This is a genomic window from Mesorhizobium sp. M0227 (assembly GCF_040321855.1).
GTDB lineage: Bacteria > Pseudomonadota > Alphaproteobacteria > Rhizobiales > Rhizobiaceae > Mesorhizobium.
The window spans coordinates 520,554-538,368 of record NZ_JAMYSJ010000001.1; the positions used below are offsets into that span (position 1 = coordinate 520,554).

A 17,815-nucleotide genomic window follows, 5' to 3' on the forward strand; every position below is an offset into this window, starting at 1 on the left:
CGCGTACATCGAATCCGCGTTGACAGGTCGCTCTTTTCAATTTACGAGTGATGAAAATCGAAATTCGTCACTCGTAAATTGACAGTGGATCATGTCCGAAGCCACCACCATAGTCGCCGAAGCCGCCCGACAGGAAAATGTAACGCGCATTCTTGATTGCGCCGAGCGCCTGTTCCGGCACTATGGCTACGGCAAGACCAATGTCGCCGACGTTGCGCGTGAGCTCGGCATGTCGCCGGCCAACATCTACCGTTTCTTCGCCTCCAAGGTCGAAATCCACCAGGCCGTCTGCGGCCGGATGCTCGGCGCGAGCTACAAGATGGCCTACGAGATTTCGCGCCTGCCGATCAGCGCCGAGGAGCGGCTCCGGCGTTACGTGCATGCGCAATACAAGATGACGATGGAGGTCATGCTCGACGACCAGAAGGTCCACGAGATGGTCATCGTCGCCCTCGAACGGGATTGGGGGGTGATCGACAAGCATGTCGACAGCATCCACGACCTGTTTGCGGAGGTGATCCGCGACGGGATCGAGGCCGGTGAGTTCAGACAACAGGACCCGGTGACCGCGTCGCGCTGCTTCGGCGCTGCGACCGTCATCCTGTGTCATCCGCAGATGGTGGCGCAATGCCTTGCCAAGACCAACCGGGCAATGCCTCACGACCTCATCGACTATGCAATCAAGGCCTTGAAGTAGCCTCCGCCCGCCGGGCGCCGGTTTCAACGATTCATCTCCATTTCGGGAGTACGCGCGTGTCTTCGTTCAGTTCAATCATCAGCAGGTTGCCGGCTGTAGGCCCGGTGCTGCTTGTCACCGCCACTCTCGGGCTTGCCGGCTGCAGCCAGGAAAAAGCCGAAGTCAAGGATATCATCCGCCCGGTCAAGGTTGTCGAGATCGCGAAGGCGCATGACACCCGCATGCTCTCATATTCCGGGTCGGTGCGGGCCCGCACCGAGAGCGCTCTGGCGTTTCGCGTCAATGGCAAGATCACCGAGCGCCTCGTCGACATCGGCCAGCATGTGGCCTCGGGCGATGTGCTCGCCCGCATCGATCCCATTGACTACGACCTTTCGGTCAAGAGCGCGCAGGCAGCGCTCGATGCCGCCGAGCGGCAGGTCGAGACCGTGGAGCTTGCCCGCAAGCGTGCCGAGCAGCTTTTTGCCAAGAATTTTGCCCCGAAATCACAACTCGAACAGGCGACCTTGACCTATGACCAAGCGGTCGCCACCCGTGATTCCGCCCTTTCGACACTTGCTCAGGCGAAGAACCAGGTCGGTTATACCGATCTCAAGGCCGACAGGGATGGCATCGTCACCACGGTCAGCGCCGACGTCGGCCAGGTGGTCGGTTCCGGCACGCCGGTTGTCACTGTCGCCGTCGACGGCGAAAAGGAAGTGCTGATCGCCGTTCCCGAAATGGAAATCGCCGAATTCAAGCCGGGCAAGGCCGTCAAGGCGGGCTTCTGGTCCGACGATGCGCTGGCGCTCGATGGCAAGGTCCGCGAAGTCGCCGGCAGCGCCGATCCGCAGTCACGCACCTTTGCCGTCCGCGTCAGCCTGCCCAACGATCCGCGTGTGCTGCTCGGCATGACCGCCAGCATCGAAGCCTCGGCGGCCAATGAGCGGCAGCTGGTCTCGATCCCGCTGAGCGCACTGGCCGAGCAAGGCACGCAATCGATCGTCTGGACCGTCAATCGTGGCGCCGACACCGTTCATGCCCGTCCGATCAAGGTCGCCGAATTCGCCGCCGATGGGGTGCGTGTCGCAGAGGGTTTGAACCCCGGCGATGTCGTGGTCGCCGCCGGCACGCAATTCATGACCGAAAACCTGAAGGTGAAGCTCGCCGGTGAGACGGCGCTGCAATCGGCATCCGCGGCAGACGGCGACGCCAAGCAGGTGCGCTGACGACAGACAACCGGCTGCGCGTTCCCGCAGTCGCTGGTTTCCGGGCGGCAGGCGCCCGACCGAGACGCTCGATTGATGTAACCCCCACGTCGATTTCGCGTCCCACCGCGATGAGCGTTTCTCCTCTCGGAGAGCCTTGCCGCCCGGAAGCCACTACGAACCCTCGATTTTGTTGCGCTAGATAGATGGACCAGCGTCGATGACCAATTCCACGGAAGAGAAGCGGCCCTTCAACCTGTCGCGCTGGGCAATCGGCCATCCCGCCATTGCGCGGTTCCTGTTCGGCCTGATCATCATTTCCGGCGCGCTCGGCCTGATGCGTATGGGCCAGAAGGAAGATCCCGATTTCACCTTCCGGATCATGGTCGTCCAGGCGATCTGGCCGGGCTCCTCGATCAAGGAGATGGAAGACCAGGTCGTCAACAAGATCGAACGCAAGCTGCAGGAAACGCCGCATCTCGATTTCGTGCGCTCCTTCACCCGCGCCGGCAGCGCCATCATCACTGTGCAGATCAAGGGCGACACCAACACCGCCGAGGTGACGGACGCTTTCTACCAGGTGCGCAAGAAGGTCGGTGACATTGCCGGTGACTTGCCGCAAGGTCTGCTCGGCCCCTATTTCAACGACGAGTTCGGCGACACCTTCATCACGCTGCATTCGATCAGCGGCGATGGCTTCAGCTATCCCGAGCTGAAGAAGTTCGCCATCCAGGCGCGCGACATGCTTTTGACGACGCCTGGCGTCGAGAAGGCCGTCATCATCGGCGACCAGCCGGAAAAGCTCTATATCGACGTCTCGTCCAAGGCCCTGGCCGAACGCGGCCTGACGCTGACCGATCTGCAGAATGCGATCAAGGGACAGAACAATGTCGACCCGGCCGGCTCCGTCGATACCGGCACCAACTCGGTACGCATCTCCGTCGAGGGCGATGTCGGCAAGGTCGAGGATATCCGGAACCTGCGCCTGCGCGCCGGCGGACAGGTCACAAGGCTGGGCGACATCGCCACGGTGACCTCGGGGCTGGAAGATCCGTTCCAGCGCAAATACCGCTTTAACGGTCACGACAGCGTGCAGTTGGGCGTCGTCATGGCCAAGGGCTTCAAGGTTACCGACGTCGGCAAGGATGTCGAGGCCACCTACAAGCGCTTCGAAGAGGCGCTGCCCTACGGCGTTGCGGTCGACCAGATCTCCGACCAGCCCGGCGTCGTCACCGATGCGGTGGCCGAGTTCATGCATGCGCTTGGCGAAGCGCTGCTGATCGTGCTCGTCGTCTCGTTCCTGTCGATAGGCTGGCGTTCCGGCCTGGTCATCGCCATCGCCATCCCGCTGGTGCTGGCTGCGACCTTCGCCATCATGTACGAACTCGGCATCGACCTGCAGCGCATCTCGCTCGGCGCGCTGATCATCGCGCTCGGTCTTCTGGTCGACGACGCGATGATCGTCGTCGAGATGATGGAGCGCAAGCTGGAGGAGGGGATGGTCAAGGTCGAGGCGGCGAGCTTCGCCTATTCCTCGACCGCCTTCCCGATGCTGACCGGCACGCTGATCACCACAGCCGGCTTCATTCCGGTCGGCTTCGCGGCCTCGACCGCCGGCGAATATGTCCGCACCCTGTTCTATGTCGTCGGCATCGCGCTGATCGTCTCCTGGTTCGTCGCGGTCTATTTCACGCCATGGCTCGGCAACATGATCCTCAAGCAGCGCAAGCATGCCGGCAGCCATCACGATGTCTTCGACACACGTTTCTACCGCCGGCTTCGTGCTACCGTCAGCTGGGCCGTGCGCCATCGCATCATCGTCCTGGTGATGACGCTGGTCACCTTCGGCACCAGCCTGTGGGCTTTCCAGTTCATTCCGCAGAACTTCTTCCCGCAATCGTCGCGGCCGGAAATCCTTGTCGACCTTTGGCTGCCGGAAGGCACCAGCATCAAGGAAGTCGAGGCGCAGGCCAAGGCGCTCGAAACCAAGATGATGGACGACAAGGACAAGCGTTTCATCGCCACCTATATCGGCGAAGGCGCGCCGCGCTTCTTCCTGCCGCTCGACCAGCAGCTGAGCAACCCCAACTTCGCCCAGCTGCTCGTCATGGCTAATGACGAACCGGCCCGCGAACGGCTGATCGCCAAGTTGCGCACCGTCCTGGCGCAAGACTTCCCATCCATCCGTGCCAAAGTCGATCGTCTGTTCCTCGGCCCGCCGACCGGCTGGCCGGTGCAGATGCGCGTCATGGGGCCGGATCGCCAGGAGGTGCGCCGCATCGCCGACCAGGTGAAGGCGAAGTTCCGCGAGGATCCGCTGCTTGGCGCCGTGCATGATGACTGGCTGGAGCCGGTTCCGGCGATGAAGCTGGTCATCGACCAGGATCGTGCCCGCGCACTCGGCGTCACCTCGCAGCGCATCCGCCAGATGCTGCAGGCGGCGATGTCCGGCGCGCCGCTCGACGACTTCCGCGACGGCGAGGAGACGGTGTCCATCGTCGCCCGCGAGCCGGATGCCAGCCGCAGCCTGCTGTCCTCGGTCGACTCGGTCTATATCCCGACCGACTTCGGTGGCTTCGTGCCGCTGTCGCAGGTTGCCAAGGTGGTGCCGGTGCTGGAGCAAGGCATCGAGTGGCGCCGCGACCGTCTGCCGACCATCAGTGTGCGGGCAACGCTGCCCGACGGCGTGCAGTCCAATGACGTCGTCACCAAACTGTACAAGGATATGCAGGGCCTGCGTGACGGATTGGCGCCCGGCTACAAGGTCGAGATCCAGGGCGGTGCGGAGGATTCGGCGGAAAGCCAAGCTTCGATCGCCGCCAAGGCGCCGATCATGCTGGCCGTCATCGTCGTGCTTTTGATGATCCAGCTGCAGAACTTCGGCAAGGCGATGCTGGTGCTGGCGACCGGTCCGCTTGGCATTATCGGTGCTGCCGCGGCACTCTTGATCAGCGGCGCGCCGTTCGGCTTCGTCGCCATTCTCGGCGTCATCGCGCTGCTCGGCATCATTATGCGCAACTCGATCATCCTGGTCGACCAGATCGACCAGGACATCGCCGCGGGCATGGACCGCTACGAGGCGATCATCGGTTCGGCCGTTCGCCGTTTCCGGCCGATCACGCTGACGGCGCTGACGGCGGTGCTGGCGCTGATCCCGATCTCGCGCGGCGTCTTCTGGGGTCCGCTCGCCTACGCCATGATGGGCGGCATCCTCGTTGCCACGGTGCTGACCATCCTGGTCCTGCCGGCCGGTTACGCCCTGTTCTTCGGCCGGGAGCCGAAGAAGCGCGGGGCGGAGGGGCGGACGGACGATCTGGAACTGAGCCAGGAAGCCGAAAAGCCGCAACTGGCGCTGGCCGCCGAATAGATCGATCACGCCAGTCGAAAAGGATCGGACGCGCCGAAGCGCGCCCGGTCCTTTTCACTTTTACGAGGTCAGATGACGAAGAACCAGTTGGCGAGCAGCATCACCACCACGCCGGCGACCAGCGTCAGATAAGGCAGCATCCCCGCCTTTTTGACCGAGAGGTCGGCCCCCGTCATGCCGAGATCGGCCAGCATGTGGTCGGGGAACTTGCCCTTGTCCTGGATATAGTGGCGGAAGCAGAACACCGGGATGATCAGGGCCGCGGTGATCAGGCCGGCCCACAGCGCCATCGGGTTCCACACCTTGGCGCCGGCGCCCATGAAGATCATGTTGACATAGGCGAAGATCGCGCCGACGCCGAGCAACCAGCTCGGTGCTTTCCAGGGCCGGGCGATATGGCCGTTGTCGATGCGGTGGATCCAGCCGGCGTTGAGGTTGAGGAAGTTGAAGATGATATAGCCGCAGTTCGACACGGCGAGGATGAAGAAGAAGCTCGTCGCGTCGGCAGAGGCGATGGCCAGCACGATCAGGTTGAAGACGAGATCGGTCCACATTGCCCGCGTCGGCGCGCCATGTTCGTTGACATGGCTGAGATAGCGCGGCAGCCAGCCATCGACCGAGCCCTGGTAGAGCGTGCGCGAAGAGCCTGCCATGGCGGTCATGATGCACAGAACCAGAGCCAGGATCATCAGCATCACCAAGAGGCTGTGGATCAGTGCGCCGCCGCCGACCATGCCGGCCAGCGCGTCGGCGACACCGGAGCCGTCGACGATCGGTGTCGCCAGCATGCCGTTGAGGCCAAGCACGCCCTGGAAGGTGAACGGCACCAGGATGAACAGCAGCATGCACAAAAGGCCGGAATAGAAGATCGCCTTGAACGTGTCGGTGCCCGGGTTCTTGAACTCCGAGGTGTAGCAGACGGCGGTCTCGAAACCGTAGGTCGACCAAGCGGCGATGAACATGCCGCCAAGCACCAGCGTCCAGCCGGCAATGTTCCAGGCGCCGGGTTCGGGCGCATAGGCGGCCGCCAGCGGCACCAGCGGCGAGAAATTCGCCCAGTTGATCTGGCCGGTGACGATCGGCACCACGCCGACGATCAGCATCGGAATGATGACCAGCAGGCCGATATATTTCTGCACGTTGGCAGTGCCGAGGATGCCGCGATGCTGGATGGCGAAGATGATCAGCATCAGCACCGCACCGATGAAGAAGGTCGCGTTGAGGGTGAACGAGACCGGCCCCAGCGTGTGGCTGTAGAGCGTCCAGTTGCGGATCACCGGCGTTGCCGCGGCGGTCACCGCCGTGATGGCCTCGGCGGCACTCGTCCCGGCATGCGCGGCGATATAGGCGACGACTTCGGGCGAGGCATCGGTGAACAGCGGCACCGGCGCCAACGCGTTGAGGATATAGGCGGCGGCGATCGAGCAGCCGAGCGATAGCACCGGCGACCAGGCGAACCAGTTGCACCACACCGACAGCGGCGCGATGAACTTGGAATAGCGCAGCCATGCGGTGGCGCCGTAGATCGACGCGCCGCCCGACTTGTTCGGAAACAGGCCGGCGATTTCGGCATAGGTGAAGGATTGCAGGAAGCCCATGATCATGGAGAAGATCCAGATCGCGAAGGCCAGCGTGCCGGTCGTGCCGGCAATGCCGCCGATCGAGAACAGGACGAGGGCAGGCACACCGCTCGCCACCCAGAAGGCGCCGCGCCAGTCGATATTTCGGTGCAACTTGCCTTCGGCAAGCGGCTCCAGGACAGTCACTATCGTGCTCATATGTCTTTGTTCCCCATTTTGATGTTCCCCGTTCGTGACCGCCGCGGCTTCGCGAGGCTTCACCATCGACGCATGCATTGTTCGACTGCCGGTGTTTCCACTCAGTCGTATTTTTTTCTTAACAGTGAAGATTGATCCGGCGCGCTTTCAGGTCAAGCGAATTGTCGCGCCGTGCACATCCCGCTTGCGAAACATGTCAGCTTCACACTGGCGGGCAGGATTGTTCGGAAAAGGACCAGGGGTCTGGAAACGAAAAACCCGCCGGAGGCGGGTCGCGGCGCAAATCAGCACCATGGACGAATATGTAGCATAGCTGCCCTCAGCAGGTCAAGAAAAAATTCCTATCACGAACTGCCCGCACGGCCTCACTGTCTTGGGAGGAAGGCCGTCAGGAGCGTGGTTTGGTCTTTTGCGGATCGTAGTGGGCGAAGGCGACGACGCGCGCCGGCAGCCGCTTGGCATGGCCGTCGAGCTTGCCGATCTCGACCTCGGTACCGACAGCTGAATGGGTGACGTCGAGCCTGGCCAGCGCGATGGTCTTGTTCAGCATCGGAGAACGCATGCCCGACGTGACCACGCCGATCTGGGCGCGGCCGACATGCACGCAATCGCCATGGCCGACGTCGACATTGGCCTCGATGTCGAGGCCGACCAGCTTCGTCTGCGGGTGCTCCTTGCGGCGGATCAGCGCTTCGCGGCCGATGAAATCGTCGGTCTTGCTCTTCAGCGGCACGGTGAAGCCGATGCCGGCCTCGAACGGGTCGGTCTGGTCGGAGAATTCGTAGCCGGCGAAGATCAGCCCGGCCTCGATGCGCACCATGTCCAGCGCCTGCAGCCCCATCGGCTTCAGTCCATGCGACTGGCCGGCTTCCCAGATGGCGTCGAACACTTTTTCGGCGTCGCGCGGATGGCACCAGATCTCGTAGCCGAGCTCGCCGGTATAGCCGGTGCGCGAGACCACGACCGGAATGCCGTTGCCGCCACCAATGCGGGCGACGGCGAAGCGGAACCATTCGAGTTCGTCGATCGATGGCTGCAATGGCGAAGTCCAGATCACTTCTCGCAGGATGTCGCGGCTCTTCGGACCCTGCACGGCGACATTGTGCATCTGGTCGGTCGACGAGCGCACCAGCACGTTGAGACCCAGCTTGGCGGCCGTCTCGCGCAGCCATTCGCCGGACAGATCGTCGCCGCCGACCCAGCGGAAATTGTCCTTGCCGAGCCGCAGCAGGGTGCCGTCGTCGACCATGCCGCCATGCTCGTAGCACATCGCCGAGTAGACCACCTGGCCGACGCCCAGCTTCTTGACCTCGCGGGTCAGCGTGTATTGCAGCAGCGCTTCGGAATCCGGACCGGTAACCTCGAACTTGCGCAGCGGCGACAGGTCCATGATCACCGCGTCCTGCCGGCAGGCCCAGTATTCGGCGATCGGCCCGTCCTTGGCGAAGGAATTGGCCAGCCAATAGCCCCTGTACTCGCCGAAGTTGCGGGTGTGCTTGGCAAAGCTCGAATGAAAAGCTGTCTCGCGGGTCATTTTCGGTTCCGAATCGGGCGTCATGCGTCTGGCGATCGCTCGCGAGAATTTGTGCTGGCCGGAATAGGTCCGCACATGGATGTCGGTCGGGTTCCAGCCATTGGCCGGCGTCGTGTCGTCGGGGCAGGCGGAGGAAACGCAGACGATGTCGGTGAGCGCCCGCAGCAGCACGTAGTCGCCCGCCCGCGACCACGGCTCGTCGGACACCATGACGCCATGCGCGTCGATCGCGGTGTTGAAGAAGAAGTTGATCGCCATCCAGCCGGCGCGGGGCGTGACGCCTTTGTCCAACAACGCGCGATTAAAGTTCTCAGAGCAGTTGGTGTGGCCGGGATAGCCGATGTCGTCGTAATATTTGGCGGCGCAGGCGAGCGCGAAGGCGTCGTGCCGACCGCATGTGTCCTGCACCACCTCGACCAGCGGCTCCATGTCCTGGTCATAGTATTTGGAATGCAGGCCGGGCATCGGGTAGCTCGCACCCATCAGCGTGCGCGTTGTCGTCACGTCGAGCGGATGATCCAGTCCCCTGTCCAGCTTGCGCGCCGAAAAGCACTGGAAGTCGGTGCACTGGCGGCCGTCGACATCGATGATCTGCAGATAGTCACCGGCCTTGACGAAATAGGCCTCCGCCGTCGCCGAATGGACACGCAAATCGAGCACCGGGTCGGCCAGCGGGTCCGCCAACAGCGATTTCGCCGCCGGGCGGATCGTGGCGCGGCGAACGATGGCGGTCAGCGGCGTCGCCGTGTCGTGACCGTCGACCAGCATCGGCCCGCCGGGGGCCGCAATCAGCATCGAGCCGTCACGCGTGACCGTGAATGTTTGTTCTGTACCGGCAGGCGTAGTGGCGCCGAACACCCGCACCGCCTTGGCATGGTCAAGCTGCACCTGCCGGCGCGCGAGCCCGCTCCGTAGCGATGCGAGGCTGTCGTCGTCCTCTATGAGCAGCGCCTTGATGCCGGCAGCGTTGCTGTCCGATGCTTCACCGAAAATGCCGGGATCGGTCGCGCCGGTCCTGTCCCAGGCCAGCAACTCGCAGGCCTGGCCACCCTCGACATTGCGCACGGTGATCGTGTCGCCGGCCATGATATCGATGAGCACCGCGCCATTGCCATGGATCGTATAACGCTCCATGCCCGGCGGCAGCGCGATCTGGCCGGGCCTCAGGATGAGGCTCGGCCGCGGCGGTCCGGCGGCAATTGCGGGGTAGGGCGACTGGCTCATCTCAGCCTTGCGGTTCGAGAAACAAGTTTGCCTGTGTGTGAAATTATTTTAGCGGTAAGAATAGCAGTGCGCGTGCGTTTGGCAAGGCGAAGCGCACTTCTTCCCTTCTCCCCCAAGGGAGAAGGTGGGGCGCGCGCAAACGCTATTCGAAATCCTCGGAATGGCTGACCGTAACGCCGTACTCCGCAGCCGAGTCGAGCATCGTATGCCAAAGGCTTTCGGCAAAGGTCGCGAACACCAGGAGGTTGAACACCGCCAGGCCATCCGGCCGATCATTCCCGCGCCAGAGCGTGACGCTGGTGTGGTCCATCGACGTCGCAGCAGCGGCACCAATCGGAAACGAGGCGGCATGCAGGTCGATCGACGACAGCTTGGCGAGCATGGCGCGCGCCTGGATTCCGGAAACGCTGATCAACGCGCGTGCATGCGACTGGTCCGATAGCGAAGCGGGACCGGTGAATGCCGGCGCCAGCGTCCACATCGTGTGCTTGCCACTTTTCGACAGGATCAAGAACTGATCCGGCCCCGACCAGATCAGCGTGGCATCCGGAGTTTGTACCGCCTTCGGCGCATCCGGTGCCGCGATGCCGAAGCGGGTCCTAGTCGCCTTTGCCAGTTCGGCTCCTTTGCCGCGCCGCGCCATCACCTGGATCGGATCAAAATTGCGAACCTCGGTCAGCGAGACGCCAGCCTCGATACCGCGTGCACCATGCGCACCGGTGACAAGCGCTTTTTCAAGCGGACTGCGGGGAGTCCAGGAAAAATCAACCACGCTGACGCCCTCCATCCGGATCGTAGAAGACGGGATTGCAGAGTTCGACATCGTAGTCTTCGCCGCGCAATGGATCGTGCGCGTGGACGATCTCGCCGATGCGCTCGCGGCCGCGTTCGACAAGCGCGAGCCCGATCCACTGATCCAACGTCGGCGAGAAGCAGACCGAGGTGACATAGCCCTGGTCGTTGCCGGGGCCGGGCGTCTGACCCTTCGGGATGATGTGCGCGCCAGAGCGCAAGCGGCGGCCCTTGTCGGTCGGCTTGATGCCGACCACGACCTGGCGATCCGGGGCGATCAGTGCCTCGCGTCCGGCCATCACGCGGCCGATGAAATCCTTCTTGGTCGACATCATTTTGCCGAGGCCAAGATCGGCGGCTGTCGTCGTGCCGCTCAGTTCCGGTCCGGCGACGTGACCCTTTTCAACGCGCATGACACCGAGCGCCTCGGTGCCGTAAGGCGTCACGCCGAATGGCGCTCCGGCCAGCATCAAATTGCGCGCCATGGCATCGCCAAAGCGCGCCGGCACCGAAATCTCGAAAGCCATCTCGCCTGAGAACGAGATGCGGAACAGCCTTGCCCTCAGGCCCCCGCGAAGTGCTACTTCGCGCGCGCCCATGAATGGAAAGCCTTCGTTGGAAAGGTCCTCGGTCGGATCGACGATTTCCCTCAGCAGGTCGCGTGTCTTCGGCCCGGCGATCGAGAATTGCGCCCACTGGTCGGAGACGGAAGTGAGCTGCACGTCGAGCTCCGGGAACAGCACCTGGCGGCAGAATTCGAGATGCTGCATCACCAGCCCGGCCTTGGCCGTGGTGGTGGTCAGGAAATAATGGTCCTCGGCCAGCCGCGACGTCGTGCCGTCGTCATAGACGATGCCGTCCTCGCGCAGCATCAGCCCATAGCGCGCCTTGCCAACTGCGAGGCTGGAGAAGGTGTTGATGTAGACGCGATCCAGGAAGGCGCCGGCATCGGGGCCGTGCACGTCGATCTTGCCGAGCGTCGAGACATCGCAGAAGCCGACGCCACCGCGCACCGCCTTGACCTCGCGGGTCACCGATTCCAGCCAGTCCTTCTCGCCCGCGCGGGGGTACCACTGTGCCCGCTTCCACAGGCCGGTGTCGACGAAGACAGCACCTTGTTCCACGGCCCAGTGGTGCGACGGCGTCAGCCGCGTCGCATGGAACGTCTCGTCGCGGTGATGGCCGGCGAAGGCGCCGATGGCGACCGGCACGTAAGGCGGCCGGTAGATCGTCGTGCCGGTCTCGGGGATCGAACGGCCGCTGACCGCGGCCATGATGGCAAGGCCGGCGACATTAGAGGTCTTGCCCTGGTCGGTGGCCATGCCGAGCGTCGTGTAGCGCTTCAGGTGTTCGACGGATTCAAAGCCTTCGCGTTGCGCCAGTTCGATGTCAGAGGCGGTGACGTCGTGCTGGTAATCGACAAAAGCCTTGCCCTTGCCGGCGACGTGCCAGAGCGGCGTCAGCGAGAATGCCTCGTCGTCGGCGAAAGGCGCGGTACCCACTGTGCCGCTATGTCCCGTGTCACGCGCCGCTGCCGCGCCGGCGGCAAATCCCTGGCTCAGGCAGGCGCCGAGCCCGAAATCGCCATTGGCGGCGCCGGCGGCGACCATGCCGGAGGGCGCGCCGTCGGGCACGAAGGCGGCAATGTCGTCACGCCATTTCGGCCGGCCGCGATGATAGGAGGTCAGCCCAACCGCCGGGTTCCAGCCGCCCGAGACGGCGAGCCCGTCGGCTTCGACTTCGGCGCGCGCGCCGCCGGTCAGCGACACCGCGATTTTCCTGACCCCATCCTTGCCGCCATCGACGCCACTGACGGAACCGTGCAGCACCGGGAAGCCGCCCTTGGAGGCCAGCGAACGATGCGCCGGCGATACTTCGGACCGTGCATCGATGACCGCCGCGATCTGCAGACCGGCACCGAGTGCCGTCTCGACAGTGCGCCAGCCATCCTCATTGTTGGTGAACAGCGCGAGGCGCTTCGCCGGTGTCGCCGCATAGCGCGCGACATAGGTGCGCATGGCGGACGCCATCATCACACCGGGCGTGTCGTTGCCGGCAAAGACGATCGGCCGTTCGATGGCGCCGGCCGCGACAACGCAGCGCTTGGCCACGATCCGCCACAGCCGCTGGCGCACCTGATGCTCGGGCGGCGAGGGCAGGTGGTCGTTGACTCGCTCGATCGCGCCATAGGTACCGCCATCGTAGACGCCGAATAGTGCCGTGCGGGTCATGATGCGGACGTCCGGCATATCAGCCAGTTCAGCCAGCGTCCGCGACAGCCATTCGGCTGCCGGCACACCATCGATCGTGCCGTCATCCGACAGCAGGCGGCCGCCGGGGACAAAATCCTCTTCGCACAGGATGACGCGGGCACCAGCGCGGCCGGCTGCCAATGCCGCGGCCAAACCGGCCGGGCCTGAACCGGCGATCAGCACATCGCAATGCGCCCATGCCTTGTCGTAGTGGTCCGGATCGGCGACGCCTGCGGCGCGGCCAAGGCCGGCGGCGCGACGGATCGCCGGCTCGTAGATTGCTTCCCAGAATTTCGCCGGCCACATGAAGGTCTTGTAGTAGAAGCCGGCGACGAAGATCGGCGCGAACAACTGGTTGACCGACATCATATCGTGGCGCAGCGATGGCCAGCGGTTCTGGCTCGCGGCTTCAAGCCCTTCATAAAGCTCGGCCGTGGTGGCCTTGGTGTTCGGCTCGCGCCGTGCACCCGTGCGCAACTCGACCAATGCGTTGGGTTCTTCCGAACCGGCGGTGAGAATACCGCGCGGGCGATGGTATTTGAACGAGCGGCCGACCAGCTTGACGCCATTGGCGATCAGCGCCGAGGCCAGCGTGTCGCCCTGGAAGCCGGAGAAAGCCTTGCCGTCGAAGCGGAAGTTCAGCGGCGCCGACCGGTCGATGAGACCGCCATTGCCGAGCCGGTGTGTCTGCGCGCCGGCCATCACGCACCGACTTTCGCGGCGCCGGCACCCGCCGCCGGCTCAACGGCGGAAATCTCGTGCGTCAGCGTGTTGCGGGTGACCTTCAGCCAGGCCCGGCAACCCCCGCCATGGTACCAGTGTTCGCTGGTCTGTCCGGCGACATTGTCGCGCAGATAGACATAGTCGAAGACCTCGTCTTCCGAGGCGCCGGCTTCGGGCCGCACAGGCTTGGCGTCGCCGAGATAGGTGAACTCGCCGAGTTCGCGTTCACCGCAGAAGGGACAGACAATGCGCATGCTGTTCTAGACCGCCTTCAATGCAGGTTCGGTTGGGCGCCCTGGCCCTTTTCGTCGATCATGGCGCCAGTCCGGAACCGGTCGAGGCGGAACCGCGCGGCTTCTTCGTGCGATTCGTCGCGCGCAAGAAGATGGGCAAAGACGAAGCCGGAGCCCGGCGTCGCCTTGAAGCCGCCATAGCACCAGCCGGCGTTGAGATAGAGCCCGTCGACCGGCGTCTTGTCGATGATCGGCGAACCGTCCATCGACATGTCCATGATGCCGCCCCACTGGCGCAGCAAGCGCACGCGGCCGATCATCGGCATCAGCGCCATGCCGCCCTCGCAGACGTCCTCCATGACAGGCATATTGCCGCGCTGGGCATAGGAATTGTAGCCGTCTATGTCGCCGCCGAACACCAGCCCGCCCTTGTCGGACTGGCTGACGTAGAAATGGCCGGCGCCGAAGGTCATGACACCAGGGATGAGCGGCTTGATCGCCTCGGAGACGAAGGCCTGCAGCACATGGCTTTCGATGGGCAGGCGCAGGCCGGCCATCGCCGCGACGCGCGATGAACTTCCGGCAACAGCCATACCGACCTTGCCGGCGCCGATCTTGCCGCGCGACGTCTCGACGCCGGTCACCTTGCCATTGGCGTCCCTGACGAAGCCGGTGACTTCGCAATTCTGGATGATGTCGACGCCGAGTTCGCTCGCCGCATGCGCATAGCCCCAGACAACAGCATCGTGCCGCGCCGTGCCGCCGCGTCGCTGCAACAGCCCGCCTTGCACGGGAAAGCGCGCATTGTCGAAGTTCAGGAACGGTATCATCTTCTTGACGGCAGCGAGGTCGAGCAGTTCGGCGTCGATGCCGTTGATACGCATGGTGTTGCCGCGCCGCGCATAAGCGTCGCGCTGTGCGTCGGAGTGGTAGAGGTTGATGACGCCGCGCTGGCTGACCATTGCATTGTAGTTGAGGTCCTGCTCCATCCGCTCCCACAGCTTCATCGACAATTCGTAAAAGCCGGTATTGCCTGGCAGGCCGTAATTGGAGCGGATGATGGTGGTGTTGCGGCCGGCATTGCCGGAGCCGATCCAGCCTTTTTCGAGCACGGCAACATTCTTGATGCCGTACTCGCTGGCGAGAAACCAGGCGGTGGCAAGGCCATGGCCGCCACCGCCGATGATCACCACATCGTAGCGGTCCTTCGGCGTGGCGTCGCGCCAGGTGCGTTGCCAATTCTTGTGGCCGGACAGGGCAGCACGGGCGAGCGAAAAGATCGAATATTTCATACGTTCATTCCGAGGTCGCTCGCACCGCGCTGGTGGTCAGATATCCAGCGTGTGGTCGCGCTCCCATTGCGTGAAGTGCGAAGCATAGGAATTCCATTCCTGGTGCTTCAGCTTTAGGTAGGCCGACGAGAATTCCTCACCCAGCGCCGCCTTGAGCGATTTGTCCTTGTCGAACTCGCGCAGCGCGTCGAGCAGATTGAGCGGCAGTTTTGGCGCGCCCTTCACCGTGTGCCCATGCTGGTACATGTCGATGTCGTAGCGCTTGCCGGGATCTGCCTTCGAGCGGATGCCGTCGAGGCCGGCGGCGATGATAACCGCCTGCAGCAGATAAGGGTTGGCAGCACCATCCGGCAGCCGCAGTTCGAAGCGGCCGGGGCCGGGCACGCGCACCATGTGGGTGCGGTTGTTGCCGGTCCAGGTCACCGTGTTCGGCGCCCAGGTGGCGCCCGAAATGGTGCGCGGCGCATTGATGCGCTTGTAGGAATTGACCGTCGGGTTGGTGATCGCGGCAAGCGCGGAAGCATGCTTCATGATGCCGCCGAGGAAATTCCGGCCCTTGGCCGACAGGCCAAGCTCCATCGCATTGTCGGCGAAGACGTTGGTCTTGCCCGATTTGTCCCAGACCGAGATATGGGCATGGCAGCCATTGCCGGTCAGGCCCTGGAAGGGTTTGGGCATGAACGTCGCGCGCAGGCCGTGCTTCTCGGCGATCGACTTGACCATGAATTTGAAGAACGAGTGCTTGTCGGCGGTCGCCAGCGCGTCGTCGAAGGCCCAGTTCATCTCGAATTGGCCGTTGGCATCCTCGTGGTCGTTCTGGTAGGCGCCCCAGCCGAGCGCCAGCATGTGGTCGCAGATCTCGGCGATGACGTCATAGCGGCGCATCACAGCTTGCTGGTCGTAGCAGGGCTTTGAGGCCGTGTCGTATTCGTCGGAAATCGTCTTGCCGTCCGGCGAGATCAGGAAGAACTCGGCCTCGACGCCGGTCTTGACATGCATGCCGTCGCTGGCGGCCTCCGCGATCAGCCGCTTCAGCGTGTTGCGCGGCGCCTGGTCGACCTCCTTGTCGTCCATGATGCAGTTGGCCGCGACCCAGGCGACCTCAGGCTTCCACGGCAGCTGGATCACCGAATCCGGATCCGGAACCGCCAGCATGTCGGGATGCGCTGGCGTCAGATCAAGCCAGGTGGCGAAACCGGCAAAGCCGGCGCCATCCTTCTGCATGTCGGCGATGGCTTGCGCCGGCACCAGCTTGGCACGCTGGCCACTGAACAGGTCAGTGTAGGAAATCATGAAATATTTGACGTTTTTCGCCCTTGCGAATTCAGCAAGATCAACTGTCACGGAAGTTCCCCATTTTTTGTCGATTGTGGCCCCAGAGCGTGTGGGCTTCGGCCCTTCATTGATTAGAAGCCGTTCTTCCCCGGTATCCAGTTGGTGCCGGCCAGCGGTACGCCGGCCATGGCGGCTGCCTCGATCGTCAGCGCGACGAGGTCCTCGGGTTCCAGATTGTGCAGGCTGTTCTTGCCGCAGGCACGGGCGATGGTCTGCGCTTCCAGCGTCATCACCTTGAGGTAGTTCGCCAGCCGGCGTCCGGCGGCCACCGGGTCGACCCGCTTCATCAGTTCGGGGTCCTGCGTGGTGATGCCTGCGGGGTCGCGCCCCTCGTGCCAGTCGTCATAGGCGCCGGCCGTGGTGCCGAGCTCGTTATACTCCGCCTCCCAGCGGGGATCGTTGTCGCCGAGCGCGACAAGGGCGGCCGTGCCGATCGAGACCGCGTCGACGCCGAGCGCCAGCGCCTTGGCGACATCGGCGCCGTTGCGGATGCCGCCGGAGACGATCAGCTGCACCTTGCGGTGCATGCCGAGATCCTGCAGCGCCTGCACCGCCGGCCTGATGCAGGCAAGCGTCGGCATGCCGACATTTTCGATGAACACTTCCTGGGTGGCTGCGGTGCCGCCCTGCATGCCGTCGACGACGACGACATCGGCGCCGGCCTTCACCGCAAGCGCGGTATCGTAATAGGGCCGGGCACCGCCGACCTTGACGTAGATCGGCTTTTCCCAGTCTGTGATTTCGCGCAATTCGAGGATCTTGATCTCGAGATCGTCGGGACCCGTCCAGTCCGGATGGCGCGAGGCCGAGCGCTGGTCGATGCCCTTCGGCAGCGTGCGCATTTCGGCGACGCGGTCGGAAATCTTCTGGCCAAGCAGCATGCCGCCGCCACCCGGCTTGGCGCCCTGGCCGACGACGACTTCGATCGCATCGGCACGGCGCAGATCGCGCAGGTTCATGCCATAGCGCGACGGCAGGTATTGATAGACCAGCTGCTTGGAATGGCCGCGCTCTTCCTCGGTCATGCCGCCGTCGCCCGTCGTGGTCGAGGTGCCCGACAGGGTCGCGCCGCGTCCGAGCGCTTCCTTGGCCGGACCGGACAGCGAGCCAAAGCTCATGCCGGCGATGGTGATCGGGATCTTCAGCTCGATCGGCTTCTTGGCATGGCGTGAACCGAGCACGACTGATGTGTCGCAGCGCTCGCGGTAGCCTTCGAGCGGATAGCGCGAGATCGAGGCGCCGAGGAACAGGAGGTCGTCGAAATGCGGCAGCTTGCGCTTGGCGCCGGCGCCACGGATATCATAGATGCCGGTCGCCGCGGCGCGGCGGATCTCGGAAAGCGTGTAGTCGTCGAAGGTCGCGGATTTGCGCGGCGTCGTCGGCGGGTTGCGATAGGTCATG

General features: G+C 63.8%; 11 protein-coding genes. 3 read left to right on the forward strand and 8 right to left on the reverse strand.

Translation table 11 applies throughout. The features are described 5' to 3' along the window. Positions 1 to 91: 91 nt before the first annotated feature. The 3 genes from NKJ00_RS02300 (at position 92) to NKJ00_RS02310 (ending at position 5,251) form a co-directional block, all read left to right on the forward strand. Complete coding sequence (locus NKJ00_RS02300) at positions 92 to 697, forward strand: TetR/AcrR family transcriptional regulator (RefSeq protein ID WP_352609368.1); 606 nt, start codon at positions 92 to 94, stop codon at positions 695 to 697. A 56-nt stretch (positions 698 to 753) separates the two neighbouring features. Further along, on the forward strand, positions 754 to 1,905 hold the full coding sequence (locus NKJ00_RS02305; RefSeq protein WP_352628549.1) for an efflux RND transporter periplasmic adaptor subunit: 1,152 nt from the start codon (positions 754 to 756) through the stop codon (positions 1,903 to 1,905). Between the two features lie 199 nt (positions 1,906 to 2,104). Beyond that, on the forward strand, positions 2,105 to 5,251 hold the full coding sequence (locus NKJ00_RS02310; protein WP_352628552.1) for an efflux RND transporter permease subunit: 3,147 nt from the start codon (positions 2,105 to 2,107) through the stop codon (positions 5,249 to 5,251). A 68-nt stretch (positions 5,252 to 5,319) separates the two neighbouring features. Here NKJ00_RS02310 and NKJ00_RS02315 read toward each other — a convergent pair whose 3' ends face one another. The 8 genes from NKJ00_RS02315 to NKJ00_RS02350 all read right to left on the reverse strand — a co-directional run bounded on the left by NKJ00_RS02315 (position 5,320) and on the right by NKJ00_RS02350 (position 17,814). Further along, positions 5,320 to 7,029, reverse strand: coding sequence for a trimethylamine N-oxide permease (locus tag NKJ00_RS02315; protein ID WP_352628553.1), 1,710 nt, complete (start codon positions 7,027 to 7,029; stop codon positions 5,320 to 5,322). Positions 7,030 to 7,417: 388 nt separating this feature from the next. Beyond that, the gene (locus tag NKJ00_RS02320; RefSeq protein ID WP_352440037.1) at positions 7,418 to 9,787 is read right to left on the reverse strand and encodes a trimethylamine N-oxide demethylase; all 2,370 of its coding nucleotides are present in this window, start codon (positions 9,785 to 9,787) and stop codon (positions 7,418 to 7,420) included. Positions 9,788 to 9,929: 142 nt separating this feature from the next. Further along, complete coding sequence (locus NKJ00_RS02325; protein WP_023808744.1) at positions 9,930 to 10,559, reverse strand: sarcosine oxidase subunit gamma; 630 nt, start codon at positions 10,557 to 10,559, stop codon at positions 9,930 to 9,932. Next, positions 10,552 to 13,533 carry a sarcosine oxidase subunit alpha gene (locus NKJ00_RS02330; RefSeq protein ID WP_352440036.1) on the reverse strand — a complete coding sequence of 994 codons (2,982 nt, stop codon included), beginning with the start codon at positions 13,531 to 13,533 and terminating at the stop codon, positions 10,552 to 10,554. Before NKJ00_RS02330 ends, NKJ00_RS02325 begins: the two co-directional genes overlap by 8 nt. Next, positions 13,533 to 13,808 carry a sarcosine oxidase subunit delta gene (locus NKJ00_RS02335; RefSeq protein ID WP_352440035.1) on the reverse strand — a complete coding sequence of 92 codons (276 nt, stop codon included), beginning with the start codon at positions 13,806 to 13,808 and terminating at the stop codon, positions 13,533 to 13,535. Before NKJ00_RS02335 ends, NKJ00_RS02330 begins: the two co-directional genes overlap by 1 nt. Positions 13,809 to 13,825: 17 nt before the next feature. After that, the gene (locus NKJ00_RS02340) at positions 13,826 to 15,079 is read right to left on the reverse strand and encodes a sarcosine oxidase subunit beta family protein (RefSeq protein WP_127270293.1); all 1,254 of its coding nucleotides are present in this window, start codon (positions 15,077 to 15,079) and stop codon (positions 13,826 to 13,828) included. Between the two features lie 36 nt (positions 15,080 to 15,115). After that, positions 15,116 to 16,423 carry a type III glutamate--ammonia ligase gene (gene glnT / locus NKJ00_RS02345; RefSeq protein WP_352440034.1) on the reverse strand — a complete coding sequence of 436 codons (1,308 nt, stop codon included), beginning with the start codon at positions 16,421 to 16,423 and terminating at the stop codon, positions 15,116 to 15,118. Between the two features lie 62 nt (positions 16,424 to 16,485). Beyond that, positions 16,486 to 17,814 carry an FMN-binding glutamate synthase family protein gene (locus tag NKJ00_RS02350; RefSeq protein ID WP_023808740.1) on the reverse strand — a complete coding sequence of 443 codons (1,329 nt, stop codon included), beginning with the start codon at positions 17,812 to 17,814 and terminating at the stop codon, positions 16,486 to 16,488. Position 17,815 lies beyond the last annotated feature (1 nt).

Excerpts from the sequence above, each read along its gene's own strand:
- NKJ00_RS02300 (WP_352609368.1), top strand. The coding sequence starts at position 92 with ATGTCCGAAGCCACCACCATAGTCGCCGAAGCCGCCCGACAGGAAAAT.
- NKJ00_RS02310 (WP_352628552.1), top strand. The coding sequence starts at position 2,105 with ATGACCAATTCCACGGAAGAGAAGCGGCCCTTCAACCTGTCGCGCTGG.
- NKJ00_RS02315 (WP_352628553.1), bottom strand. The coding sequence starts at position 7,029 with ATGAGCACGATAGTGACTGTCCTGGAGCCGCTTGCCGAAGGCAAGTTG.
- NKJ00_RS02320 (WP_352440037.1), bottom strand. The coding sequence starts at position 9,787 with ATGAGCCAGTCGCCCTACCCCGCAATTGCCGCCGGACCGCCGCGGCCG.
- NKJ00_RS02330 (WP_352440036.1), bottom strand. The coding sequence starts at position 13,533 with ATGGCCGGCGCGCAGACACACCGGCTCGGCAATGGCGGTCTCATCGAC.
- NKJ00_RS02335 (WP_352440035.1), bottom strand. The coding sequence starts at position 13,808 with ATGCGCATTGTCTGTCCCTTCTGCGGTGAACGCGAACTCGGCGAGTTC.
- NKJ00_RS02340 (WP_127270293.1), bottom strand. The coding sequence starts at position 15,079 with ATGAAATATTCGATCTTTTCGCTCGCCCGTGCTGCCCTGTCCGGCCAC.
- NKJ00_RS02350 (WP_023808740.1), bottom strand. The coding sequence starts at position 17,814 with ATGACCTATCGCAACCCGCCGACGACGCCGCGCAAATCCGCGACCTTC.